Origin of the sequence: Candidatus Kaistella beijingensis, assembly GCF_020084865.1 — a bacterium.
GTDB classification, from domain to species: domain Bacteria; phylum Bacteroidota; class Bacteroidia; order Flavobacteriales; family Weeksellaceae; genus Kaistella; species Kaistella beijingensis.
In genome coordinates, this window is record NZ_CP071953.1 from 88,511 (window position 1) to 114,136 (window position 25,626).

Sequence of the window (25,626 nt, forward strand, 5' to 3'; positions counted from 1 at the left end):
TATCTTTACACAAAATTTTTTACAAAAATGATCGACTGGAAAACCGTAAAAGAATACGAAGACATCACCTACAAAAAATGCGGCGCCGTTGCGAGAATCGCTTTTAACAGACCAGAAGTTCGCAACGCATTCCGCCCCAAAACGACTTCCGAATTATACGACGCTTTTTATCATGTTTCAGAAGATCCTTCAGTTGGAGTCGTTCTTTTGACAGGAGAAGGACCAAGTCCGAAAGATGGTGGTCACGCTTTTTGCAGTGGCGGCGATCAAAAAGCTCGTGGACATCAAGGTTATGTTGGTGATGACGGAAGACATCGCTTAAATATTTTGGAAGTTCAGCGTTTGATTCGTTTCATGCCAAAAGTTGTAATTGCCGTTGTAAATGGTTGGGCTGTAGGAGGAGGACATTCACTTCACGTAGTTTGCGACTTGACTTTGGCGAGTGAAGAACACGCTATTTTCAAACAAACCGATGCAGATGTCACAAGCTTCGACGGTGGTTATGGTTCTGCATACTTAGCAAAAATGGTTGGACAGAAAAAAGCCCGTGAAATTTTCTTTTTAGGTAGAAATTATTCCGCCAAAGAAGCAGAAGATATGGGAATGGTTAATGCTGTAATTCCTCATGCTGATTTAGAAGATACCGCTTTTCAGTGGGCACAGGAAATTTTAGGAAAATCGCCAATGTCCATCAGAATGTTAAAATTTGCCATGAATTTAACAGATGACGGAATGGTTGGTCAACAAGTTTTTGCAGGTGAAGCAACACGTCTCGCTTATATGACAGACGAAGCCAAAGAAGGCAGAAACGCTTTCCTGGAAAAAAGAAAACCCGATTTCGGAGAAAATAAATGGATATCTTAAATGAGATTTGAGATTTTAAGATTTGAGGTTGGAGACCATTATTCGTCTCGTGTCTCGTGTCTCTCAATCTCTTTTCTATAAATTTTAGTTATGTTGGATTGGATTCAAGCCGCACGTTTGCGCACATTACCACTTTCCATGAGTGGAATTATCATGGGTTCGTTCATCGCAAGATGGCGAATTTTAGAGAACGGCGGAACTTGGGATTGGAAGATTTTTGCGATGGCGATTTTGGTGACTTTGCTTTATCAAATTTTGTCAAACTTTGCCAACGATTACGGCGACGGAATTAAGGGAACCGATAAATTAAGAGGCAACGAAGCTGAACAAAGAGCCGTTGCTTCCGGAAAAATTTCTGCAAATCAGATGCGGAACGCCGTGATTTTATTTGCCATTCTTTCTTTAATTGCAACGGTTGCACTTTTATATCTTGCATTTTATCCCGATTTTATAAAAGAATTTTGGACTTTTGTGGGATTGGGAATTGCGTGCATTTTGGCTGCAATTGGCTATACTGTCGGAAAAAAACCTTATGGATATTTAGGTTTGGGCGATATTTTCGTATTTGTGTTTTTTGGTTTGGTTTCCGTTTGTGGAAGCTATTTTCTGTTCACAAAAACATTTGATTGGGATATCTTAATTCCCGCAACAGCGGTTGGAATGCTAAGTACGGCGGTTTTGAACCTGAACAATATGCGCGATATTGAAAGCGACGAATTAAGCGGAAAGAAAACTTTGGCTTTAAGATTAGGGTTCAAATATGCGATGGTTTATGAAATCGTTTTACTAATGTTACCTTTAATTTTAATTTTGACCTTTTTAGGGGTAAATGGTTTCATTAAAGACGGAAAATATTATCCGTTTATCGTGATGATTTTATTGTTCCCAATGACGGCTTTGAGACGAAAAATAATGGCTGTAAAAGAACCAAGAGAACTGGACCCATTTTTAAAGCAAGTAGGAATTTTAACTTTGATGATGGCAGTTTTATTGGCTTTTGGATTGAATTATTTTTAAATAAATTTTAGGTTGAAGCAGATTGAATGTTGCAAAATGATGGACATGAAAATCATACGGTCTAAAAAAACAGACTCGGAAAAATTAACGGAAATCGCAAAAAAAGCAAAAGCTTTTTGGGGGTACTCGGAAGAGTTGATTAAGCTTTGGGAAAATGATTTGACCATCACGGAACACTACATCAAAAAAAGCAAGACTTACCACATCGAAAAAGATGAAACCATCATCGGTTTTTATAGTTTTTTTGAGCAAGAACCAAAAGTAGTTTGTTTAGACAACTTCTTCATAAAACCCGACTATATCGGAAAAGGTTTTGGAAGAATTTTGATGGAAGATTTTTTCAAGAAAATTAAGAAAACAGAATATGATAGAGTAGTTCTTAATTCCGACCCAAACGCAGTTTCTTTTTATGAAAAATTTGGTTTTGGCACTTTGATGTTGGAATCTACAAAAATTGAAGGCAGATTTTTACCTGTGATGATAAAAAATTTGAAACTAGAAATAAGCACCTTTAAACCTTAAACTTGAAACAAAACTATTGTTATGAAAATAAAATTCCTGGGACAAAACTGTTTTTTGTTCACATATAACGGCAAAAATATACTTTCTGATCCTTTTTATAACTTTCAAAAAGAAAAATCAGGTTTTGATATTAATTCGCAAAAAATTGATTATGTGTTGATTACTCATGCACACGGTGACCATATTGCAGACGTGAAGGAACTTTTAGAAACACATCCCGAAGCAACACTCATCGGACAACCCGAAATTTGCGGTTATTTTAAGCATCCAAATTCTATCGACATTAATTTCGGCGGTTCTGCAAAATTTGATGATTTGAAGATTTCCATGGTTCCTGCAAGTCACACTTCAAGTTTTCCAGATGGAACTTATGGTGGAGAACCTTGTGGTTACATGTTCAGGTTTCAAGGGAAAAATATTTATTTTGCGGGCGATACGGGAATTATGGCAGATATGGAAATTTTTCCAAGACTGTTCGGAAATATCGATTTGGCAATACTTCCAGTTGGTTCTCATTACACCATGTGCGCAAGAAAAGCAAGTTTTGCCGCTGCAGAACTATTGAATACAAAAAAAGTGATCGGTTGTCATTTCGACACTTTTCCGCCAATTAAAATCAATCACGAAGAAGCGAAAGAACTTTTTGCAGAAAGGAATATCGATTTCGCTTTACCGCAATTGGGAGAGGAGTTTGAAATTTAATTGATACTTCGCCAATACCTCACGTTATTTTTTGTATTTTTGTTGAAAATTTAGAAAATATGATTAAGAAAAATAAAGAAATTTGGAAGGAGTATCCTTTAAATTTGGGATTTCCAACTGATTTTAGAATTGAGTTTTCAAATTTGGGTAGAATGAAGACGTTTTCTAGACTTGCTCCAAAAGGAAGTATTATTAAGGGTTCGTTACAAGGCGGTTTTCCCATTTTCAGAACTACATTTACGGATGAACTCAAACCTAAAGATGCCGAAAAACTTCAAGAACTCGATAAAGAAATTGCAGAACTTAATGCCGAAATTAAAAACTTTGGATTAAAATCACCTATTGAGAATAAATCCGAAAACTTGCGCGATAAACTAGATGATTTAAAGAACAGAAGAGCTGAACTCGTTAAGACAAGGTCAAAACTTAATACAAAGTTTAGAAAGAAAGTTTCAAAATATGTAGCGATTTTGGTTCATAAAGCGGTTGCGGAATTATTTATAGGAAAACCTTTAGATGAGTCTAGAAAGTTTGTAATCCACCACGATTTCGATAAGTTAAATAATAACGTGGAAAATTTAGGATGGGCAACTCAGGAAGAATTAACCGAACGCCAAATGAAACATCCGAAAGTCATTCTGAACCAGTTCAAAAAGCAATTCGAAGATAAAAAACCGAATGTAAGAAGTACCAAACTCTCGGAAAACGACGTACTTTTCATCAAATCAAAATTGGGAAAAAAAGGAGTGACGATGAAGAAATTGGCGCATCAGTTTGGGGTTTCAGAAATGCAGATTCACCGCATCAAAACGGGAGAAAACTGGAGCCACGTAAAAACAGTGAGTGAACTAAAAGCAGAAATGCAAAAATAAAGAAACAAAAAATGGCAAGCTACCTAAATCACACCGCTACAACCGATTACCTTTGCTGCGTTCCCACCCTGGAGGATTTTCAGGAGCTGGTTGTTTAGGACTTGCCGCTGCAAAGATAGTTTAAAAATTTAAAATTCAAAATTTAAGATTCAAGAAAATATCATCAATTATGCAAAAAAACGTTTATGCTGTTGGTCTCGTGTTGTTTATCGTAACGATGGTGCTCTTTTTCGTAATGTATTTTTTCGGGATGAACACCGATTATTTCAATAATTCACTTCTGGTCAATGCGTTCATACTTCCTGCTGTTTATTTGGCGGGAGCTTTTATTTCCGTAAATTCTGTTAAAAAATTGGGAATCCCGATGGGATTTCGTGATGCTTTCGGGAGAGCTTTCAAGCCCATGTTCCTTGGTGGAATTCTATCCGTTCTAAGTATTTTTGCTTTCTTGAATTTTATAGACAGAGATGCAAAAGATTTACTCAATTTTCAATACATCGAAAGACAGAAAACGGAGCTCAACAACGAATATCAGAAGGCGAAACTGACATCGAAAACTGATGAAGAAAAAGCAGAACTGGATAAAAATTATCAAAACCGACTTCAAAGCTTTTCCCCTGAAATGATTAAGGATAAAGACATGTTCAGCTTTCGACAGTTCACTTATTATTTCGGTGCGATTATGGTTTTTTACGTTATTTTATCGACATTTTTTGGAAGTTTTTTCAGGAGTAAAACTTTAGAGTAAATCATAATTTGTAAATTTGAACAACAAAACCAAAAAATCATTTTGAACAATTTAAACCTCTCCATCATCATTCCGCTTCTCAACGAAGAAGAATCTCTTGAAGAACTTTTTTCAAGAATCGATAAAGTCTGTAAAACCAATCACCTTTCTTATGAAATTTGGTTTGTTGACGACGGAAGCACCGATTTGTCATGGAGCATCATTGAGAATCTAAAAATTCAACACCCCCAAATTCACGGAATTAAATTTTCTAGAAATTACGGAAAATCGCAAGCTTTACACGCCGCTTTCGAAAAAGCCAACGGTGAAGTCGTAATTACGATGGATGCAGATTTGCAGGACTTTCCAGAAGAAATTCCCGAATTGTATTCCATGGTTAAAAACGAAAATTATGACATCGTTTCAGGCTGGAAAAAGAAACGTTTTGACAATGTCATGACGAAAAATTTGCCATCAAAATTGTTCAATTCGGCGGCGAGAAAACTTTCGGGTGTAGAACTTCATGACTTTAATTGTGGTTTAAAAGCGTACAAAAAACAAGTGGTAAAATCCATCGATGTTTATGGCGACATGCACCGATATATTCCCGTTTTAGCGGCAAATGCAGGCTTCAGAAGAATTACGGAAAAACCGGTGCAACATCAAGCAAGACCTTATGGAACCTCAAAATTCGGGACAGAAAGATTTGTCCGCGGATTTCTGGATTTGGTTACGCTCTGGTTTGTAAGCCGTTTCGGAGGAAGACCGATGCACTTTTTCGGCGCAGTGGGAACTTTGATGTTCATTATCGGATTTCTATCCGCACTTTGGTTGGGGATTTCAAAACTGATTGATGTTTCTAAGGGAATTTATGGACATTTAATTACCAACAATCCGTGGTTTTTTATCGCTTTGACGATGATGATTTTGGGAACTTTGCTTTTCATTGCAGGATTTTTGGGCGAAATGATTATTCGAACAACGAGGGAGAGTAAGAATTATCATATTGAGGAAATTATTTAAAAGTCATGAAATTTAACGATATTGATTTCAACAAATGGAAAGAAGAAGACATCAATGTTGATAGTCTTTGGATTTATAATGAACGTGAAAAATCGGGAAAACATAAAAATCACTATCATGGAAATTTCATCCCACAAATTCCGAAACAATTAATAAAACGGTTTACAAAAAAAGGTGATATTGTATTTGAACCTTTTATGGGAAGCGGAACAACACTTTTTGAGTGCGAAAATTTAGAAAGGAAATATATTGGTTTTGACATTAATTCTGAGATTATTGAGTATGTTAATAAAAATATGGAGGATTCTGATTCTTCAAAATATTTCATCACAGAAAATGATTCCACAAATGGAAATCAGTCTGCAGAAAATCTAAATTTTGGTCTTGGAAAGTTTGGTAAGCAGAAATTTCAATTGGCAATTTTGCATCCTCCATATTGGGATATTATTAAATTTTCAAATAACGAAAAGGATTTGTCTAATGCAAAAACATTGGAAGAATTTTTATCTTTAATGAAAACCTCGATTCAAATTTCATATGATTTTTTGGAAAAAGAGAGGTATTTTGCAATCGTAATTGGCGATGCTTATAAAAACAAGGAAATACTGCCATTGAGTTTTTATATGTTGCATCTTGTGAAGAAAAATTTTGATGTTTTGCTAAAAGGAATTATTATAAAAAATATTGAAGGAAATCGCGGGAAGATTGGTGCAAATAATATTTGGAAATATAGGGCGATGAAAAGTGATTATTATATTTTCAAACACGAATATATTTTGGTTTTTAAAAAGCAATAATGGCAACACATATTTTTACTGTTAATGAAAAAACTTTTAAAATTCATTTAAATTACATGTTTGCTGGAACAGGTAAAGATGGATCAGCACATCAATCGGGTGCATTGGCAGATATCTCTGGAATTAGAAAGGGTGATAATGTTTGTTTTTACGTGATGAATAAGGGTTTTTTTGGTTTTTTTAAAGTTAAAGATAGTCCATTTTATGAAGGAGTAGAAAATCAATATTTACATGAAGAATTAGGCAAGAATCTAACTTATAGAGTTTTAATTGAACCATATAAAGTTTTTGAAAAAGCCAAATCTGAATGGGATGTAATGGAAAATCCAGATTTCATTAAAGATCATTCAATTTATAATATGCAATGGGGGTGGATTTTCAAGAAACTTAATGCTAATAGAGGTTGTTTATCTATAGATAGCTATGAATCTATGTTACTAGAAAACATAATAGAGCAAGAAAACAGAATTCTTGAAAATGTCAGTAATTATAATTATGAAGATGGAATAATAAAACGTAATGAAAAAAAAATTTATGAAGGTATTACAAATAGAAAAATTAGAAATTTCCCCAATATTATCAAAATTGAAGAAGACTTAAGAATTTTATTTACTAGTGAGGGAAATAATAATGACCTTCTTAATATTGTTTTAGAGCCACAGCAAAATGGAAAAATAAACTTTATTTCAAATGAAGTAATATGCTCATTTAGTGAGCGTAAACTTGATTTAGTTTTAGGAACCGAAAAACAATTTTGTTTATTAATTGAACTTAAAAATAAATTTGTATTTGATAAAAGCATTTATAATCAGCTGAAAGAATATTCAAGGTGGATTTCTGCCTACAAAATGCATTATGAAAAAATAATTCCAATTCTAATAATTAGGGAGGCAAACATTTTACCTATAAAAAAAAGAGGTAAGTATTTTAAATATTTATCTTTTCAAGATAAAGATCTAGGTATTTTAAGTGATTGGTATCAAAATTTGTCTGAAGAGATTAAGCAAGCAAAATTGCAATTGAAAGCTGAAAATATAAGTAAATTAGATAATTTGAAAGTCTATATTTTCGAAACAGATACCGATAATAAACTTGTTAATTTCAAATTAATAGAATAATCATTTATATTGACTAAAATGATTTTTTAAAATGTAAAAAATTTAAACTGAAATGATTAGTAAAAATAAATTATTCTTGGATTTGGCTAAACCTGATGAAAAAGGTTTTTCGAGATGGGTCGATGTTTCAGAGTTTATTGGTGAATATTCGAGACTTGTATTTGGAAATGGTGCGGATTGGGCAAGAAGCGATGGAACTTTGGCAAAAGCCTATATTATAGAATTTGATAAAACTATTTCAGCTGGTAATAGAATTGATAGAGTTAGATTAAATGGTATTAACATAAAAGAAGCAGGAACACAGCAAATCCGAACTGATATTCGAAATGTAATAATAAAACAGAATTGTGTTATACTGGGAACTTCACACAAAACAAATAAAGAAATTGAGGTAGATCATAAAAATGGTCGTAAAAACGACTTACGAGTTATGAATCTAAAAACTCAAGTGTTGAGTGATTTTCAACCTTTAAGTAAAGCAGCAAATGATGCTAAAAGACAGGCATGTAAGGTTTGTAAGAAAACAGATCAGAGATTTGATGCAAAAAAACTGGGATATAATTATTCTGTAATAGAAGGTGAACTTTTATACGATCACGAGTTAGGTTGTGAAGGCTGTTTTTGGTATGATCCGATAGAGTTTAGAAAAAAATTGTTTAAAAAATAAATCAAAAAAAAGTTCATAAAATATTTGTATAAAATAAAAATTTAATTAACTTTGCAGGTAGATAAGGAAAAATTAAAGGAATTAATGAAGAAGAATGAAATTAAAAATTTCACTCAACTTGCAATATGTTTGGGGATTTCTAAAAATCAGTTATCCAATATTTTATCAGATAAATTTAATCCGATAAAAAGCAATATTGTTGATTTAGCCAAATATTTCGAAGTAAGTCCATCAGAAATAATTTCTGAAAAAAATAAAAAAAGAGAATAGAAATGAATTACATCGGCTCCAAGTATAAACTTTCAGATTTTATTTCAAATACAGTCACGAATGTTGTTGGCAATGATCTATCTGAAAAAATTTTCTGTGATTTATTCGCGGGAACGGGTATTGTAGGCAGAAATTTTAAGACAAAAGTTAAAAAAATAATTAGTAACGATTTAGAATATTATAGTTATGTCCTAAATAGGAATTATATTGAAAACCATGAACCTTTAGATTATTTTTCTTTTATTGAGGAGTTAAATTCTTTAAAAGGAATTGAAGGTTTTATTTTCGAAGAATATTCAGAAAACGGGAAATCTGAAAGACAATATTTTTCCGAAAATAATGGAAAAAAAATAGATGCAATAAGACAGAAAATACAGAATTGGAAAAAAGATAATTATATTAACGAAGATTTATATTTCTTTTTATTAGCATCTCTTTTAGAAAGTGCGGATAAAGTTGCTAACACTGCCTCCGTTTATGGTGCATTTTTGAAGCATCTCAAAAAAACAGCTCAAAAAGAAATGATTTTGGAGCCTGCATTTTTTTCTATAAATGATAATTCACATTCGGTTTTTAATGAAGATAGTAATCAATTAATAAAGAGTATTAGTGGAGATATTCTTTATCTTGATCCACCTTATAACGCTAGAGAATATGGGGCTAATTATCATTTACTAAATACCATTGCAAAATATGATGATTTTATGCCAAAAGGTAAAACAGGATTAAGGGAGTATAAAAGATCTTTATATTGTAAAAGGGGTGAAGTTGTAAATTCTTTTGAAGAGCTTATTAAAAATGCCAATTTCAAATATATCTTCCTTAGTTATAATAATGAAGGTTTAATGGCTTCTGAAACTATAAAAAATATTCTCTCTAAATATGGCAGATATGATTTAGCTACCACAGATTACCAAAGGTTTAGAGCGGATAAAAAAGAAAATAGAAATCACAAAGCTAATTCAACTGTAGAATTCCTACATATTCTCGAAAAATTTTGATGAAAAACTTCCTTTATTTTCTTTTTTTACTCACAATTTTCTCCTGCTCCAAAATCTCCCCAAAAGGAAAAATAGAAAGCAAGGATTTCCCTGTGGAAGATTTCACCAACATTAATTTAGAAGGCAAATTTCGTGTATTCTACGTAAATGGCGAGAAAAGTTTTGTGAATGTGGAAACCTACCCAAATATTCTTAACAATTTAAAAATCAAGGTTAAAGACAAAACTTTAAACATCATAGAAAGTCGAGAAACTCAAGGTGTGGATTTCTACAACGTCACCATTTACTCCAAATACAACCTTGAAAAAATTTCAATTTCCGATTCGGTAGAAATGAACATTTCCAGTGAAATAAAAACCGACAATTTCAAATTAAATTTAAAAAATAATGCTAAATTTATAGGGTCGGTAAACTCGAGAAAAGCAGAAGTGGAAATGCTGAATACAAGCCGCGCCAATTTTACGGGAAAAACCAAAGTTGCTTTTATCAAAATTGCTGACACCGCCAATTTAATCGCACCTTACTGGATCATTGAAAACCTTAACATAGATTCTAAAAATGCAAACTATGCAGAGGTAAACGTACAAGATTCTTTGAAAGGAAATATTAAAAACACAGCGAAATTTGTGTATTACAACGATCCGATTCGTGCCTTTAAAATTGATAAAACAGCGAACGTACAGAATAAAGAACTTCAATAGTTTGAAGTGGTTTGAAAGTTTGACATTGCTTGATGATGCTCGAACCTTTTAAACTATTTCAAATCAACTCAAACAATATCAAATTCAATCAAACCAGATAACAAATGAGCACTTTAGAAAAAGCAAAACTTTGGCTTACAGACACTTTTGACGAAGAAACAAAAAAAACAATTCAACATTGGATTGATACAGAATCTGATGAACTGGAAGATTCTTTTTACCGTGAACTGGAATTCGGAACGGGCGGAATGCGCGGAATTATGGGAGTTGGAACGAACCGTCTCAACAAATACACTTTGGGACAGGCTACTCAAGGTTTGGCGAATTATCTTCATCAACAGTTTCCGAATCAAGAGATTAAGGTTGCGATTGCCTATGACGTGCGAAACAACTCCAAAGAATTTGGAAAAATGTGTGCCGATGTTTTGACTGCAAACGGAATAAAGGTTTTGCTTTTCAAAAATCACAGACCGACTCCTGAACTTTCTTTCACTGTGAGAGACAAAAAATGTAATGCGGGAATTGTACTCACCGCTTCCCACAATCCGCCTGAATATAACGGTTACAAGGTTTATTGGAATGATGGAGCGCAAATTGTTCCGCCACATGATGATGCCATTATTAAAGAAGTGTATTCTGTAAAATTTGAAGATATTAAGTTTAATGGAAACGATGATTTGATTGAGTGGATTGGTGAAGAACAGGACGAAGTTTATATTGATGCCTGTATTGAAAATTCGCTTTATCAGAAAGACAAAATCGGTTATGATAATTTGAACATCGTTTTCACTTCGATTCACGGAACAACTTACACGACCGTTCCTCAAGCGTTGAGAAAAGCGGGTTTCAAGAAAATTGATTTGGTGAAGGAACAAATGATTCCAAGCGGAAATTTCCCAACCGTGGAATCTCCGAATCCCGAAGAACCCGCAGCGTTGGAAATGGCGATTGATTTGGCAAGAATTACAAACGGCGACATCGTTATCGGAACCGATCCCGATGGAGACCGATTGGGAATTGCCGTGAGAAATTTGGATGGCGAAATTCAACTCCTCAACGGAAACCAAACCAACACGATTTTGACGTACTACATTCTCGACCAATGGAAAAAACAGGGAAAAATCACAGGAAAGGAATTTATAGGCTCTACGATTGTGACCTCGGATGTTTTCTATGATATCGCTAAAAAGTTTGGCGTTGACTGCAAAGTGGGTTTAACAGGTTTCAAGTGGATTGGAAAAATGATTCGCGATAATGAAGGCAAAGAAAAATTTGTTTGCGGTGGTGAAGAATCTTTCGGATTTATGACGGGTGATTTCGTGCGTGATAAAGATTCTTGCGGTTCCATTTTGTTAGCTTGTGAAATTGCAGCGTGGTGTAAAGCCAATGGAAGTTCGATGTTCCAATATATGATCGACATTTACAAAGATTTGGGAATGTATTATGAAGGATTGATCAACGTCGTGAGAAAAGGTAGAACAGGTGCGGAAGAAATTCAGCAGATGATGAAAGATTTCCGCGAAAATCCGCCGAAAGAAATTGCAGGCTCAAAAGTGGTTGAGTTGAAAGATTTCCAAGAACAAACTTCTTTAAACGTTCCTGAAAACAAAAAATCAGTAATGGATGAAATTCCAAAATCCAACGTTTTGATTTATTACACGGAAGATGGAACAAAAGTTTGCGTTCGCCCAAGTGGAACGGAGCCTAAAATAAAATTCTACGTTTCTGTAAAAGACCAAATTGCTTCAGAGCAAGATTTTAAAGACAAAGTGATTTCTCTGGGAGCAAAAATTGACAAGGTGAAAACGGATTTGAATCTTTAGAAATTCCAATTATTCTAAAATATTTATTCGTGCATTCGTGGCAAGTTTTTCCCGCCAAGAATGCACGAATTTTATTTATTTCCTATAATTTTTCAGAATAGAAAACCATTTAATTTCATTAAATTTGCCTTTAACGTAAATAAAAAGTAAACGTGAAAATATCCAAACTCGCCCAAAATTTAATTGGTTCAGAAATCATCAAAATCGGCAATCAAGTCAATGATTTAAAGGCTCAAGGTGCTGAAATTGCTAATCTTACGATTGGTGATTTAAACTCCAATATCTATCCGATTCCTGCCGAACTCAAAGAGGAAATTCAAAAAGCCTATCAAAATAATCTAACGAATTATCCGCCTGCAAACGGACTTTTATCCTTACGAAAATCAGTTTCCAAAGACTTAAAAAATCGTTGGAATCTCGAATATTCTGCCGAAGAAATTTTAATTGCAGGTGGCTCTAGACCGCTGATTTATGCCACTTTCAAAACTATTGTGGACGATGGGGACAAGGTAGTTTATCCGATTCCGTCTTGGAATAATAATCATTATGCATACTTAACCAACGCCGAAAAAATTGAAGTAGAAACTTCGCGTTCCAACAATTTTCTACCAACAGCTGAAGATTTAAAACCTCATTTGGAAGGTGCGGTTTTGTTGGCGCTTTGTTCTCCGTTGAACCCAACTGGGACGATGTTTACAAAAGAACAACTTACCGAAGTTTGTAAATTGGTTTTAGAAGAAAACAAAAAACGTGGCGAAAATGAGAAACCTCTTTATTTGATGTACGACCAAATTTATGCGATGCTTACTTTCGATGAAGAACATTTCAACCCGGTTTCTCTTTTTCCTGAACTGAAAGACTATGTGATTTTTGTTGACGGTACTTCAAAATGTTTTGCAGCAACAGGAGTTAGAGTTGGTTGGAGTTTTGGTCCACGAGAAATTATCGATAAAATGAAATCGCTTTTAACTCACGTGGGAGCATGGGCGCCAAAACCTGAACAGGAAGCCGTTTCCGTATATTTGGAGCAAACCGAGAATGTGGATTCTTTTGTGAATGAATTTAAAAATAAAATTTATGACAGCCTTGAAACTTTACACGAAGGAATTCAGGATATGAAATCGAGAGGTTTCGCCGTGGAAAGCATCAAACCAATGGGAGCGCTTTATCTCACGGTAGAACTCGATTATTTGGGTAAGTCAAAACCTGATGGAACACATATCAAAGATTCTTCCGATTTGGTTTATTATTTAATTGAAGAAGCGGGAGTTGCTCTTGTTCCTTTTTCGGCATTTGGAAATTCCCGAAATATGCCTTGGTTCAGAGCTTCTGCAGGTGGATTGTCTTTAGAGGAAATCAAAAAAATGTTGCCAAGACTGGAAAAAGCTTTGGAAAAGTTAAAATAAAGTGAAAAAATTCGTTTTTGCGTTGGAAAAAATTCTATATTTGTGGTAGAAAGCAATTGAGATGAAATCAAAACAACCAAAAACCTGGAAACAATCTGAAAAAACGGCGGGGGTTTCAGAACCTGCGGTTGCTTACGGAAGAACATATTACACGCATTTTATTCCGCAGAATGATTTTGCTTTAGTGAAGAAGGCAAAAGAAGGTATTGATACTAATGTTTTCTACACATTTGCAGAATCCATCAAAATGCCTGAAAAATTTTTGGCGGCAGTAATCAATCTTTCCCCAAGAACCATCAGTAATTACCGTGACCAAAATAAATCGTTGGAAGCCAATTACAGTGAGCATCTCCTAAAGTTAATTTCGCTTTTCGAATTAGGAAAGGAATATTTGGGAAATATTGATGAGTTTAATGATTGGCTGCAAAAACCGATGTGGGGTTTGGATGAGAAACCTATTGATTTTCTGAATACTTCGGGTGGTGTTGATTTGATTATCGACCGCCTTGAAAGAATGGCACAAGGTTATCCTTTATAATTTTTGCAATGCTTGCTTTTAGGATTGCACATTATAAATATGCTCATTCGCTTTCAGTGAGTGGATTTGAAGGAAGGTGGAACAGCAAGGGAAAATTGGTTCTTTATGCTTCTGAAAATATTGCAACTTCACTTTTAGAAAATATTATTTATCGAACAGGAACCGGATTCAATAATGATTACAAAATAATGGTCATCTATCATCCTGAAGAGCATATTGAGCAAATTATCACCTCAAATCTACCGAAAGATTGGCGAAGTATGGAAAGCTATGATCAACTGCAAAAAATTGGAGATTCTTGGTATGACGAACAGCGGAGTCTTTGCTTGAAAGTTCCTTCTTCGATCTTGCCCGATAATTACAATGTTATTTTCAATACTACTCATCCCGAATTTAAAAATGTGAAGCTGATTGATGTTTTAGATTATGAACCCGATGAACGACTTGAAAAATTGCTAAAAAAATACAAAAAATGAGAGTAATCGCCGTCATTCCCGGTCGTTATGAAGCTTCGAGGTTTCCTGGGAAACTGATGCAGATTTTGGGTGAGAAAACAGTGATCGCAACTACGTACCAAAATGTGGTGGAAACCGAATTGTTTGATGAAGTTTTCGTGGCAACAGATTCCGAAATTATTTTTGATGAGATCAAGAAAATTGGTGGAAATGCTGTGATGACGGGAACTCACGAAACAGGAAGCGACCGAATTGCTGAAGCCGTTCAAAATATCGATTGCGATATCGTTATCAATGTTCAAGGTGATGAACCTTTTTTGAAAAAGGAACCATTAAAGCAATTGATTTCTGTTTTTAACGACGATATTCATGAAGAAATTTCTTTAGCATCTTTAAAAATTAAATTAAAAGAAAAAGAAGAAGTTGAAAATCCAAACAACGTAAAAGTAATTACTGATAATGATGGTTTCGCGCTTTATTTCAGCCGTTCGGTAATTCCTTATCCACGAGAAACTTCGGTGGAGGCAGAATATTTTAAACATATCGGCGTTTATGCTTTTAGAAAGAACGCTTTGCTGAAATTTGCACAACTTCCACAAAAACCATTAGAAATTGCAGAAAAAATTGAATGCATCCGTTATTTGGAATACGGCATGAAAATCAAAATGATTGAAACCGATTTTGTTGGTGTAGGAATCGATGTTCCCGACGATTTGGAGAAAGCAAGAGCGATTTTAAAGAACTCTTGATTCGATTTTTTAGAGTCACGAAATTCCGTAAAATGAGCGAAGTGATATCCAATTTATTTCAAAAAGTATATATTTGACGATTAAACAGAAAAGATTTAATGAAGAAATTATTTTTAGCGTTTGCGGTTATTTTTAGTGTAATCATCAACGCTCAAACTGCAAAAGAAATTATCGACAAAAACATAGAATTATCGGGCGGTTTAACGAATTGGAAACTTTTGAATTCCGTTGTTTTATATGGGAAAGTAACTTTGGGAGTGAACGACGAATATCCCATAAAAATTTTCCAACAACGACCAAATTTAACCAAAACCGTGATTACCATCAATAAAAAAGAAACCGCAATTGAAGGTTTCGACGGGAAAAAAGGTTACGCGATGAATTATGCGACAAACAAAGTGCAGGAATACCCAAATTATGTGGCGGAAAGTTTTGATAACGACTTCATAGATTGGGAAAGCAAAGGTTTTGAGGCAAAATATTTAGGAAAAGAGAAAATTGGCGAAATTTACTGTCATAAAGTGGAACTGACTAAAAATGTCAACAAAACGCTTTATTATTTCGATACCAAAACTTATATGCTTTTGAAGGAAATCAAGAAAGACGAAACTTTGGTTTACGCTGATTATAAGCAGGTTGGCTCACTTTTAATGCCGTATCGAATTGAGTCATCTTCGCCAAAAAGAGACAGCGATTACGTGATGATCATCAATAAAATTGAAACCAACAAAGTTTTTCCGGCTAATACATTTAAGTTTTAAAAATTTTAAGAATGAAAAAAATATTCATCATGCTTTTGTCAGTCGGCGCTTTTCTACAAAGTTGCACGCAACAGAAAAAGGAAATCTCACAAGATAAAACCCAACAAATGAAAACAATTTACGATTATAAGGTTGAAAGTCTCGACGGTAAGGAAATTAACTTTGCAGATTTTAAGGGCAAAAAAATTCTCATCGTGAACACCGCTTCAGAATGTGGGTTTACGCCGCAATATGCTGATTTGGAAACCCTTTCTAAGGATTACAAAGACAAATTAGTGGTTGTAGGTTTTCCCGCAAACAATTTTGGTGGGCAAGAACCTGGAAGCAATGCTGAAATTGGGGCGTTCTGTCAAAAAAATTATGGCGTCACTTTTCCGATGGCTGCAAAAGTTTCTGTGAAAGGTGACGATACTGCACCAATTTTTAAATATTTAACAGAAAAGGATTTAAACGGCGTGAAAAACACCACCATTCTTTGGAATTTTACCAAGTTTCTTTTGGACGAAAACGGTAAATTAATCGAAACTTTTATCAGTACCACAAAACCAACAAGCGAATCTATTACAAAATATTTGAAGTAAAATTCAGGAAAATAATTAAAAAAGTCTGCCGAAAAATTTTCAGCAGACTTTTTTCATTTTGTAGATTTTCGATTAACGATATCTTGCGTGTTCTTTATTTTTAGAAAACCTCTGTAAAATCGGTTTGAACAGGGCTTTGTATTTTTCAATATCGAATAACTGCGAATCGGTCAACGCTTTGTAAGTCAACCACGCGCCAAATGGAAACAATACCATATTCGGCAACCACGCTGCAAGATAAGGGTCCATATTTCCTGCCCAAGCTAAATTTTCTACGGAAAGATTTAGAACATAGAAAATAATAAAAACCACAATAGCAATCACAACTGGTAATCCTAAACCGCCTTTTCTGATGATAGAGCCCAAACTAGCGCCGATTAAAAAGAAAATCAAGCAGGTTACCGAATAGGCAAAAATTCTTTGCTGGTAAATTATTACTCGGGAATAATAAGCGTGTAAACCTTTCAGCTGCTCGTCTTTTCCAAGTGCAGCCTCTTTTAGACCATCAATTTTATTATAAGCGGAGTAAAGCATTTCTTGCTTTTTCTCCTGTTTTTGATTACCGAACTTTGGGGGAGCAACAACAGGACTTTTCGGTTTTGTATTATCAACATAGGTTACATAGGTATTGGTTTGGTTGATGAGTTCCGAATTCATGTTTCCGATAATATTGCTGTTCTCTTTTTTGGCTTGTTCAATGGTTGTGTTCAGTTCAATAAAGTTTTGAAAGGAATAATCATCGGTGATTTTTTCAGCTTCAATAGCTTTATTGATGATTTCTGAAATGTTAAAATGCGAAACCAGTGTGTCGAATTTGATTGCCTGATCTGGCTGTCTAAGTCTTTGGTTGTAGTCCGCTTCGCTTAAATTGTCCTCAAAAATATGTCCGTTGAAAAGAACCAACTTCAAATAATTTCGGTTTGTTGCTGGAACAAATTTCCCCTTTTCTGCAACGATGGATTGTTGGCTTTCAAAAGAATTGGCCATTTTGTGAATGAAAACACCTTCCAAATTCTCGCCGTTTTCCCCAGAAATTTTATCAAACTTCACGCTGTAACCCGGAATTTGCTGAATAAATTGCCCAGGTGTAAAATTCAGTGCGGGTTTTGTGGCTGCAATATTATAGAGCATATTTTTTGCCTTCCGCTGGAAATCGGGTATGACGTTATTCGAAAAGAAAAATAGAAAAACGGAAAAACCAACAGTTACCACAAAAAGCGGCATCATAATCCTGGTTAAAGAAATTCCGGCGGCTTTCATCGCGGCGAGTTCATACCGTTCCCCAAAATCTCCGAAAGTCATAATTGCTGCAAGTAAAACCGTGAGCGGAAGAACCAACTGTACGACAATCGCGGAGAGATAGGAAAGCAGTTTCAAAATTTCCCAATAACTCAAACCTTTCCCGGTGAACTGCGCCAATCGAATCCAAATGATGTTTACCACGAAAATGAAAAACAGCACGCTGAAAATAAAAAGAAACGGACCGAAAAAAGTCTTGATGACGTAGCCGTCGAGTTTTTTTATCATGGGTCAAATTTAACAAAAAAGTCACAAAAGATTTCTCTCTGTGACTTTTCTATTTTATTATTAAATTTTATAATTCCGTTACAATATAATTTTTATACTGCGCTTTGTCAAAACTAAACATGGAGTTACTCAAATTTTGATTTTCCCGATAATCACTGATTGCGATTACTGATACAGAATTATCCGTTGAAAACTGCTCCAATTTTACCAATTGATTTTTCGCCGTATTTACAAAAAGATTTACTTCCTTGATGCCGTTGTTTTTTGTAGGTGAAAGTTTGATATAATCAGTATTGACACCATTTACACGAACTTTTCCAACATATTTTACGTTGTAGCCTTTTTTATATTCTTCGATATAATTTAAAGGGGAAAACATTTGCTCGTTTCCTGTTGGTTTTGCAACGGTAACTTCTTGGTCTTCAGCCGAAATGTTATAAATTTTGCTTCCGTCGAAAATCTGCTCTGTTCCCATAATTTTCAGCTTGTATTTGTTTTTTGCTGAATAAAAAATTCCCGGTTCTGTTTTAGTTACGTTCTTTCCGTTTCCTGTTCCGTAAACAAATTTAAAGTAAACGTTGTTTTTTGCTTTGTAGTTGCTAGAAACCGCATCTAAAATCGACTTTGCTTTAGCGTCAACTTTCTGCGCAGAAAAACTTGCAGCCGTTCCTAAGGCGAAGATTCCAAGAGTAACTTTCTTCAATATATTTTTCATAGGTAGAATTTATTGTTTTTAAGGGTCATATTCAATCGCCTTTTTCCACAATAATTTTGGGTATAAACTAATCTTGGCGATTTCATTCTTTTTTATTTTTTGGATTAAAAATTTGCCATAAAGTTAAACCGTTGTTTAAAGTTTAAATTTATTTGCGCAATTCTTCCAAAAACTGTTCCAAAGAATTTAAATCACTGATTAGCACTTCCCTTGCTTTTGCCCCATTGAAGCCGCCTACAATTCCACTACCTTCCAACTGGTCCATGATTCTTCCGGCTCTGTTGTAACCTAATTTTAACTGTCTTTGAAGCATTGAAGTGGAGCCTTGCTGAGTGGAAACAATAATTCTAGCTGCATCTTCAAATAGAGCGTCTTTTTCGTTTGGATCAAAAGTTCCCGCAGAAGATGTAGTTTCCTCGCTTGAATATTCAGGTAGCATGAATGCACTTGCATAACCTTTCTGTTCACCGATGAATTCTGCAATTTTTTCAACTTCGGGAGTATCCACAAATGCGCATTGCAGTCTTAAAATTTCATTTCCGTTAAAGTATAGCATATCACCTTTTCCAATCAGCTGATCAGCTCCCGGAGAATCTAAAATCGTTCTTGAATCTACACTCGAAATCACACGGAACGCTGCTCTTGCCGGGAAATTCGCCTTAATCATACCTGTAATTACATTCACAGAAGGACGTTGAGTCGCAACGATTAAGTGAATTCCAACTGCTCTTGCTAATTGAGCCAATCTTGCAATAGGAAGTTCTACTTCTTTTCCTGCGGTCATAATTAAATCCGCAAATTCGTCCACGACCAAAACGATGTAGGGTAAATAGCGATGACCATTTTCAGGATTAAGTTTTCTTTCGGAAAATTTCTTGTTGTATTCTTTTAAGTTTTTACAGAAAGCGTTTTTCAACAAATCGTAACGCGTATCCATTTCGACACAAAGTGAATTCAACGTGTTGATTACTTTGTGAGTGTCGGTGATGATTGCGTCGTCTCCATCGGGAAGTTTGGCGAGATAGTGTCTTTCAATTTTTGAGTAAAGAGAAAGTTCCACTTTTTTCGGATCCACCATCACAAACTTCAATTCGCTCGGATGTTTCTTGTAGAGTAGGGAAGTTAAAATCGCATTAATACCCACCGATTTTCCTTGTCCGGTTGCACCCGCCATCAATAAATGAGGCATTTTGGACAAATCTGCCATAAAGATTTCATTGGAAATGGTCTTCCCGAAAACCACCGGCAAATCCATATCCGTATTTTGGAATTTTTGGGAAGCAATCACACTTCTCATCGAAACCATGGAGGGATTTTTTCTTGGAACTTCAATTCCAATCGTACCTTTTCCGGGCATCGGTGCAATAATTCTGATTCCTAAAGCGGAAAGATTTAAGGCAATATCATCCTGCAATTTTTTAATCGAAGCAACACGAATTCCCGCTTCGGGAACAATTTCGTATAAAGTTACAGTCGGTCCAATCGTCGCTTTGATTTCTGCAATTCCTACGTTGAAGTTTTTCAGTAATCCAACGATTTTATTTTTATTTTCTTCGAGTTCGTCTTTGTTGATGGAGATTTCTTCGTTTCCGTAATCTCTCAATAAATCGATTGTCGGCATTTGAAAATTCGCCAAATCAAGTTTATGATCATAAAGTCCGTGTTTTTGAACCAATTCTTGAGATTTTTGGTCGGCATCATCCAAAATATCAACTGTTTTTGCGACTTCCACTTTGAAATTGATGTCGTCTTTTTGAGTTGGAATTTCAACAACAGCAGAAGAAGTTGGACTTAAACTAACAGAACTTCCTGTAGATTCGGAAACCTTAATATTCGGCAAATCATCTTCAAAAGAAGTTTGATTCGGAGTTTTTATGGTTTCAAAATCGTTGGAGATTTCGACTTTCGGCAAATCTTTTGGAATCGTGTTTAAAGTCTGTGCAGCAACATTTAAAGGTTGGGTTTTAGGAATTTCGTTGCCGTCGTTTGCCAATTCTTCAAGCTCTTCATCGGCTTCAAAATTTTCAGAAGAACTCGGCATCATTGATTTTACGCGACCTAAAGTGTTTTCGTTGAGCTCATTCAATTTTGATTTTACGTTATTCGGATTTAAGTTAAATTCAAGAATAAAATACAGCGCGATACTCACCAAAAGAACCATCCAAAGTCCAACCGTTCCAATCACAGAATTCAGAAAATCCATAATTTGAAAACCGTAAACACCACTTAAAACGCCTTCTCCTTTGGTAATAGCACCCATCAAAATCGGAAGCCAACAAATAAAGAACAGGGAATGACCAATTGTTTTCCAAGGTTTGAAATAATTCTTTTTCAGGATCATCATTCCAAAAACGAAGAACAAAAACGCTACAATAAATGCCGCAATTCCTAAACTTTCGAAGATGAAAAAATTTCCAAGCCAATCACCGATTTTCCCAAAAATATTGGAAGATTTTACGGTTTTGTCGAGCATTGTTCCGGCTTGACTTTGGTCTGCTTTCCAGTTCATTAAGTAAGAAATGAAAGAAAAAGTCATGACTACAGAAATCAAGACAAACAGAATTCCAAAAAAAATGCGTGGTTTAGAGAGGGTTTTATTTTGTACAGCCGGCTGTTCCGGAGCTTTTTTCGTGTTCTTTTCCATAATATCGATGAGGGCAAATTTAATAATAATTTTAAGAAATTGTGACCATGTTAGGAGTTTTATTTAGCATTAAAATGTTGAAATTATCTCCATATTTCTTTAAGTTTTTGATATTGATGAAAAATAATTGATGAGTTTGAAAATAATGAAAAATCTCAATATGATTATTTTTTATGGAATAATATTTGAACTCGATTGACAATATTTAAATCGATCGCAATGAATCCAAACAATGAAAATAACAACGAAGAAAATTCTAAAAAAGTTGCTCCCGAAATTTTAGAATCTGCTGAAGACAACCAATCTAAATCAGCACCTGAAAACAGAGACAGACTGCCGGAAAATGCCGAAAATGCAGTTCCGCCAAAAGCTTGGGAGAATCAGAAAAAAGCGTATGACGACGCTTGGGAAAACAATAAAAATCAAAATCTTGATAATGATTTTTAGATTTTCAGAAACAAAAAAAATCCACTTTTGAGGTGGAATTTTTATTTCAAATTGATTCAGTATTTAATTGTTAAAAATCTTGACCGGTTTTTTATTTTCATCCAAAGCAACCAGCGTGAAATCGCCTGAAACCGCTTTCTCTCTCTTTTCTTTATACATTTCCTCAACGAAAACTTCTACATTCACTTTCAAACTTGAGTTGCCGACATATTTTACCTTACCGATAAGTTCAACCAGCGTATCTGCAGGAATTGGTTTTTTAAAATCACTTCGGTCGCAACTTACCGTCACAAAGGACTTTCTTGCAAATCTTGCGGCGGTCATAAACGCAACTTCGTCCATCATTTCCATCACCGTTCCACCAAACATGGTGTTGTGATGATTGGTAATGTTCGGAAAAACTACTTTGAAAACATGGGTTTCGGAATCTTTAATTTTTGATTCGTAATTCATTTCTCTGGGGTTAAAAATTCATATTTGAAATGAATAGAAATTTTTTCTACTTCAAATCGCGAAAGTTTTTGGGGATCCGACTTCTTATTTCTAAATTACGGTTGCGCGACAGTTCGTGAGTTGCACACGATTCACCCTTTTTGCCGGTAAATATAGCTGTTTTTGTGAAAAATTTAATGATTTCTTAATGCCAATTGACGCAGATTTTAAAATGAAGAAAAATGCAGTATTCATAACGAGAAAGATTTGCATGAAGCTCTGAAATCAGGAAAAATCTGGGGCGAAGGTTTAGTCGTTAATGGTCAAGAGCCGATGGATGCTACAAATTCTTTGCAACTACTTCCGAATATTGGTGTGATTCCACACATTGGCTCCTCAAAAAGCGAAGCAAGAAATGGAATGGCCAAATTAGATGCAAAAAATATCGTTGCGTTTTTGAATTTCGAAAAATTGCATACTTGTGCAAATACGAAAGTTTAAAAAATAAGTTGGAATTGGAATCATTTTTGACTTAACAAATTAATTTTAAAATCCACTATTATGAGTACAGAAGATAAAGACAAAGAATTAGAAAAGAATTTAGAAGAATTGGATTATAATCCAAAAGAAGATATTTTTAACAAAGAAGAAGCTATCCCGATGGACGGGGATGGGAATCCTATTACCAACCCGAATAATGTAGTTGACGAAATGCCTTATGGATTGGATATCCCTGGTTCGGAAGATGACGACAACTTTGAACAGATTACAAGCCAAATTCCCGACGAAGAAAATGAATATTACAGTTTGAGTGATAATGAAGATGACCACGAGGAAGCAAATGAAGACCTGATTGAATAATAACAGCCTTACTTTTTAAGTAAGGTTTTTTTTGATGAAAAAATGTGCAGTGGATTTTTCCCTTTGGCTAATAGATACGCAACATCTGGAAATAAAATACAATTAACCATAATTTTCGACATAACCCAACAAGCATAGAAGGCATTTCTTAGTTTCTCGACTTTAAGTTCACTTTTAAAATTGAATAGTTCTGAACAAAATTCGAAAATTAAGCTAAAGAGAATTAAGATTCGGAGATTGGGTTTTTAAAATTTTAACTGATAGCAATAATTTTACGCAATCTAATATTCTCAATAAATGTTAAATTCCATATCTTTTAATATTTGCATAGATTTTCTAATTTGAATATCTTTAAAACCACAAAATTTCAAATCTCAAATAAGAAATCTCAATTTAAGCATGACTTTCCAACAACAAATTCAACAGGGAATTCCCAACGAATTACCTCAGCCAAAACCATACAACCCAGCCATCAATCACGCGCCGAAACGTAAGGAAATCTTAACGGATGAAGAGAAGAAACTCGCTCTGAAAAACGCTTTACGTTATTTCGAACCAAAGTTTCATGCGGAATTATTACCGGAATTTAAGGAAGAACTGGAGAAGTTCGGAAGAATTTACATGTACCGTTTCCGTCCGGATTACGAGATGAAAGCGAGAGACATTGCAGAATATCCGGGAAAATCTGAACAAGCCAAGGCGATTATGCTGATGATTCAAAATAATTTGGATTATGCAGTGGCACAACATCCCCACGAATTGATAACTTACGGTGGAAACGGAGCCGTTTTCAGCAACTGGGCGCAATATCTTTTGACAATGCAATATTTGTCGGAAATGACGGACGAACAAACTTTGGTAATGTATTCCGGGCATCCGATGGGATTGTTTCCTTCGCACAAAGATGCACCGAGAGTGGTTGTGACTAATGGAATGATGATTCCGAATTATTCTAAACCGGATGATTGGGAAAAATTCAATGCTTTGGGCGTGACGCAGTACGGACAAATGACGGCTGGATCTTATATGTACATTGGTCCGCAGGGAATTGTTCACGGAACGACGATTACCGTTTTGAATGCTTTCAGAAAAATAAATAAGGAGCCAAAAGGCGGATTATTCGTGACTTCCGGTTTGGGAGGAATGTCCGGAGCGCAGCCAAAAGCAGGAAATATTGCAGGTTGCGTTACCGTGATTGCAGAAGTGAATCCAAAGATTACTAAAATTCGTCACGACCAGAAATGGGTGAACGAAATCCACGAAAATCTGGATGACTTGGTAGAAAGAGTGAGAAAAGCTCAGGAAAATGAGGAGGCGGTTTCTTTAGCTTACCTTGGCAACGTCGTTGATATATGGGAAAAATTTGATGCAGAAAATTTAAGAATCGATATCGGTTCAGACCAAACTTCGCTTCACAATCCTTGGGCAGGCGGTTATTATCCGGTCGGACAAACCTTTGAGGAATCCAATAAAATGATGGCAGAAAACCCTGAATTATTCAAAGAAAAAGTTCAGGAAACGCTGAGAAGACACGCTTCCGCCATCAATAAACACACAGCAAAAGGTACCTATTTCTTCGATTACGGAAATGCTTTCTTACTGGAAGCATCAAGAGCCGGAGCCGATGTAATGGCAGAAAATCCAACTTTGGGAAGAGAGTTTAGATATCCTTCTTATGTTCAGGATATTATGGGACCGATGTGTTTCGATTATGGTTTCGGGCCTTTCCGTTGGGTCTGTGCGAGCGGAAAATCGGAAGATTTACAAAAAACGGACGAAATTGCCTGCAATGTTTTAGAGGAAATAATTAAAAATTCTCCCGAGGAAATTCAGCAGCAAATGAAAGACAATATTCAGTGGATTAAAGGTGCACAGGAAAACAATCTGGTTGTGGGTTCACAGGCAAGAATTTTATATGCCGATGCGGAAGGTAGAATGAAAATCGCAGAAGCCTTTAATAAAGCCATTAAAAACGGTGAAATTGGTCCGGTTGTTTTAGGTCGCGACCATCACGATGTTTCAGGAACAGATTCGCCGTATAGAGAAACTTCCAATATTTATGACGGCTCTAGATTTACAGCTGATATGGCGATTCACAATGTGATTGGCGACAGTTTCCGTGGCGCAACCTGGGTATCCATTCACAATGGTGGCGGCGTTGGTTGGGGAGAAGTAATCAATGGTGGTTTCGGAATGCTCCTCGACGGAAGTGACGATGCCGACAGAAGATTAAAATCGATGCTGTTCTGGGATGTCAACAACGGAATTTCCCGCAGAAGTTGGGCAAGAAACGAAGGTGCCATTTTCGCCATAAAAAGAGCGATGGAAGTGGAGCCGAATTTGAAAGTGACGTTGCCGAATCTAGTTGACGATAAACTTCTTTAGTAATTTCTTAAGTAATCTTTG

Annotated in this window: 28 protein-coding genes and 1 other RNA gene; 24 read left to right on the plus strand and 5 right to left on the minus strand. The window is 35.2% G+C overall.

What is annotated here, in order from left to right; all coding sequences use genetic code 11:
- Window positions 1–27 precede the first annotated feature (27 nt).
- The 5 genes from J4771_RS00350 (at window position 28) to J4771_RS00370 (ending at window position 3,977) form a co-directional block, all read left to right on the plus strand.
- A complete protein-coding gene (locus tag J4771_RS00350) occupies window positions 28–864 on the plus strand; it encodes a 1,4-dihydroxy-2-naphthoyl-CoA synthase (protein WP_224135509.1) in 837 nt (278 codons plus the stop codon).
- A gap of 90 nt (window positions 865–954) precedes the next feature.
- Window positions 955–1,881 carry a 1,4-dihydroxy-2-naphthoate octaprenyltransferase gene (gene menA, locus J4771_RS00355; RefSeq protein ID WP_224135510.1) on the plus strand — a complete coding sequence of 309 codons (927 nt, stop codon included), beginning with the start codon at window positions 955–957 and terminating at the stop codon, window positions 1,879–1,881.
- A 45-nt stretch (window positions 1,882–1,926) separates the two neighbouring features.
- Window positions 1,927–2,403 (plus strand): GNAT family N-acetyltransferase, encoded by a 477-nt coding sequence (locus J4771_RS00360; RefSeq protein WP_224135511.1) that lies wholly within the window; start codon window positions 1,927–1,929, stop codon window positions 2,401–2,403.
- 21 nt (window positions 2,404–2,424) lie between these two features.
- Window positions 2,425–3,105 (plus strand): metal-dependent hydrolase, encoded by a 681-nt coding sequence (locus tag J4771_RS00365; protein WP_224135512.1) that lies wholly within the window; start codon window positions 2,425–2,427, stop codon window positions 3,103–3,105.
- 59 nt (window positions 3,106–3,164) lie between these two features.
- On the plus strand, window positions 3,165–3,977 hold the full coding sequence (locus J4771_RS00370) for an HNH endonuclease (protein WP_224135513.1): 813 nt from the start codon (window positions 3,165–3,167) through the stop codon (window positions 3,975–3,977).
- A gap of 9 nt (window positions 3,978–3,986) precedes the next feature.
- Here the strand turns inward: J4771_RS00370 and ffs are convergent.
- Window positions 3,987–4,084, minus strand: an RNA gene (ffs, locus tag J4771_RS00375) — signal recognition particle sRNA small type.
- 62 nt (window positions 4,085–4,146) lie between these two features.
- Between ffs and J4771_RS00380 the strand changes: the two genes are divergently transcribed.
- The 15 genes from J4771_RS00380 to J4771_RS00450 all read left to right on the plus strand — a co-directional run bounded on the left by J4771_RS00380 (window position 4,147) and on the right by J4771_RS00450 (window position 16,594).
- Complete coding sequence (locus tag J4771_RS00380; protein ID WP_224135514.1) at window positions 4,147–4,725, plus strand: DUF4199 domain-containing protein; 579 nt, start codon at window positions 4,147–4,149, stop codon at window positions 4,723–4,725.
- A gap of 42 nt (window positions 4,726–4,767) precedes the next feature.
- The gene (locus tag J4771_RS00385; RefSeq protein ID WP_394369771.1) at window positions 4,768–5,727 is read left to right on the plus strand and encodes a glycosyltransferase family 2 protein; all 960 of its coding nucleotides are present in this window, start codon (window positions 4,768–4,770) and stop codon (window positions 5,725–5,727) included.
- Window positions 5,728–5,732: 5 nt separating this feature from the next.
- Window positions 5,733–6,524: a DNA methyltransferase gene (locus J4771_RS00390; RefSeq protein ID WP_224135515.1), complete on the plus strand. Its 792-nt coding sequence runs from the start codon at window positions 5,733–5,735 to the stop codon at window positions 6,522–6,524.
- Window positions 6,524–7,642, plus strand: coding sequence for a hypothetical protein (locus J4771_RS00395; RefSeq protein WP_224135516.1), 1,119 nt, complete (start codon window positions 6,524–6,526; stop codon window positions 7,640–7,642). The genes J4771_RS00390 and J4771_RS00395 overlap by 1 nt, the downstream gene beginning before the upstream one ends.
- Before the next feature lie 52 nt (window positions 7,643–7,694).
- On the plus strand, window positions 7,695–8,309 hold the full coding sequence (locus J4771_RS00400; RefSeq protein WP_224135517.1) for a restriction endonuclease: 615 nt from the start codon (window positions 7,695–7,697) through the stop codon (window positions 8,307–8,309).
- Window positions 8,310–8,360: 51 nt separating this feature from the next.
- Window positions 8,361–8,579, plus strand: coding sequence for a helix-turn-helix domain-containing protein (locus J4771_RS00405; RefSeq protein WP_224135518.1), 219 nt, complete (start codon window positions 8,361–8,363; stop codon window positions 8,577–8,579).
- Between the two features lie 2 nt (window positions 8,580–8,581).
- Complete coding sequence (locus J4771_RS00410) at window positions 8,582–9,580, plus strand: DNA adenine methylase (protein ID WP_224135519.1); 999 nt, start codon at window positions 8,582–8,584, stop codon at window positions 9,578–9,580.
- Entirely contained in the window at window positions 9,580–10,281 is a 702-nt protein-coding gene (locus J4771_RS00415; RefSeq protein ID WP_224135520.1) for a GIN domain-containing protein, read from the plus strand. Before J4771_RS00410 ends, J4771_RS00415 begins: the two co-directional genes overlap by 1 nt.
- Before the next feature lie 104 nt (window positions 10,282–10,385).
- Complete coding sequence (locus J4771_RS00420; RefSeq protein WP_224135521.1) at window positions 10,386–12,104, plus strand: phospho-sugar mutase; 1,719 nt, start codon at window positions 10,386–10,388, stop codon at window positions 12,102–12,104.
- A 152-nt stretch (window positions 12,105–12,256) separates the two neighbouring features.
- Window positions 12,257–13,510, plus strand: a complete 1,254-nt coding sequence (locus J4771_RS00425; protein ID WP_224135522.1) for a pyridoxal phosphate-dependent aminotransferase — start codon at window positions 12,257–12,259, stop codon at window positions 13,508–13,510.
- A gap of 61 nt (window positions 13,511–13,571) precedes the next feature.
- Entirely contained in the window at window positions 13,572–14,048 is a 477-nt protein-coding gene (gene parS, locus J4771_RS00430) for a type II RES/Xre toxin-antitoxin system antitoxin (protein WP_224135523.1), read from the plus strand.
- An 8-nt stretch (window positions 14,049–14,056) separates the two neighbouring features.
- Window positions 14,057–14,524: an RES family NAD+ phosphorylase gene (locus J4771_RS00435; protein WP_224135524.1), complete on the plus strand. Its 468-nt coding sequence runs from the start codon at window positions 14,057–14,059 to the stop codon at window positions 14,522–14,524.
- The gene (kdsB, locus tag J4771_RS00440; RefSeq protein WP_224135525.1) at window positions 14,521–15,252 is read left to right on the plus strand and encodes a 3-deoxy-manno-octulosonate cytidylyltransferase; all 732 of its coding nucleotides are present in this window, start codon (window positions 14,521–14,523) and stop codon (window positions 15,250–15,252) included. The genes J4771_RS00435 and kdsB overlap by 4 nt, the downstream gene beginning before the upstream one ends.
- 98 nt (window positions 15,253–15,350) lie before the next feature.
- On the plus strand, window positions 15,351–16,013 hold the full coding sequence (locus tag J4771_RS00445) for an outer membrane lipoprotein-sorting protein (RefSeq protein ID WP_224135526.1): 663 nt from the start codon (window positions 15,351–15,353) through the stop codon (window positions 16,011–16,013).
- An 11-nt stretch (window positions 16,014–16,024) separates the two neighbouring features.
- Window positions 16,025–16,594 (plus strand): glutathione peroxidase, encoded by a 570-nt coding sequence (locus J4771_RS00450; RefSeq protein ID WP_224135527.1) that lies wholly within the window; start codon window positions 16,025–16,027, stop codon window positions 16,592–16,594.
- Between the two features lie 72 nt (window positions 16,595–16,666).
- Here the strand turns inward: J4771_RS00450 and J4771_RS00455 are convergent, their stop codons facing one another.
- The 3 genes from J4771_RS00455 to J4771_RS00465 all read right to left on the minus strand — a co-directional run bounded on the left by J4771_RS00455 (window position 16,667) and on the right by J4771_RS00465 (window position 21,480).
- Complete coding sequence (locus J4771_RS00455; RefSeq protein WP_224135528.1) at window positions 16,667–18,121, minus strand: LptF/LptG family permease; 1,455 nt, start codon at window positions 18,119–18,121, stop codon at window positions 16,667–16,669.
- A 67-nt stretch (window positions 18,122–18,188) separates the two neighbouring features.
- Window positions 18,189–18,836 carry a LolA family protein gene (locus J4771_RS00460; RefSeq protein ID WP_224135529.1) on the minus strand — a complete coding sequence of 216 codons (648 nt, stop codon included), beginning with the start codon at window positions 18,834–18,836 and terminating at the stop codon, window positions 18,189–18,191.
- A 148-nt stretch (window positions 18,837–18,984) separates the two neighbouring features.
- Window positions 18,985–21,480: an FtsK/SpoIIIE family DNA translocase gene (locus J4771_RS00465; protein WP_224135530.1), complete on the minus strand. Its 2,496-nt coding sequence runs from the start codon at window positions 21,478–21,480 to the stop codon at window positions 18,985–18,987.
- Window positions 21,481–21,699: 219 nt separating this feature from the next.
- Here J4771_RS00465 and J4771_RS00470 point away from each other — a divergent pair, with 219 nt between their 5' ends.
- Complete coding sequence (locus J4771_RS00470; RefSeq protein WP_224135531.1) at window positions 21,700–21,927, plus strand: hypothetical protein; 228 nt, start codon at window positions 21,700–21,702, stop codon at window positions 21,925–21,927.
- 63 nt (window positions 21,928–21,990) lie between these two features.
- Here the strand turns inward: J4771_RS00470 and J4771_RS00475 are convergent, their stop codons facing one another.
- Entirely contained in the window at window positions 21,991–22,380 is a 390-nt protein-coding gene (locus tag J4771_RS00475; protein WP_224135532.1) for an acyl-CoA thioesterase, read from the minus strand.
- Between the two features lie 246 nt (window positions 22,381–22,626).
- Here J4771_RS00475 and J4771_RS00480 point away from each other — a divergent pair, with 246 nt between their 5' ends.
- The 3 genes from J4771_RS00480 to J4771_RS00490 all read left to right on the plus strand — a co-directional run bounded on the left by J4771_RS00480 (window position 22,627) and on the right by J4771_RS00490 (window position 25,605).
- Window positions 22,627–22,860, plus strand: coding sequence for a Rossmann-fold NAD(P)-binding domain-containing protein (locus tag J4771_RS00480; RefSeq protein WP_262900180.1), 234 nt, complete (start codon window positions 22,627–22,629; stop codon window positions 22,858–22,860).
- 60 nt (window positions 22,861–22,920) lie between these two features.
- Complete coding sequence (locus J4771_RS00485) at window positions 22,921–23,220, plus strand: hypothetical protein (protein ID WP_224135533.1); 300 nt, start codon at window positions 22,921–22,923, stop codon at window positions 23,218–23,220.
- 399 nt (window positions 23,221–23,619) lie between these two features.
- Complete coding sequence (locus tag J4771_RS00490; RefSeq protein ID WP_224135534.1) at window positions 23,620–25,605, plus strand: urocanate hydratase; 1,986 nt, start codon at window positions 23,620–23,622, stop codon at window positions 25,603–25,605.
- The last annotated feature ends 21 nt before the right edge of the window (window positions 25,606–25,626 follow it).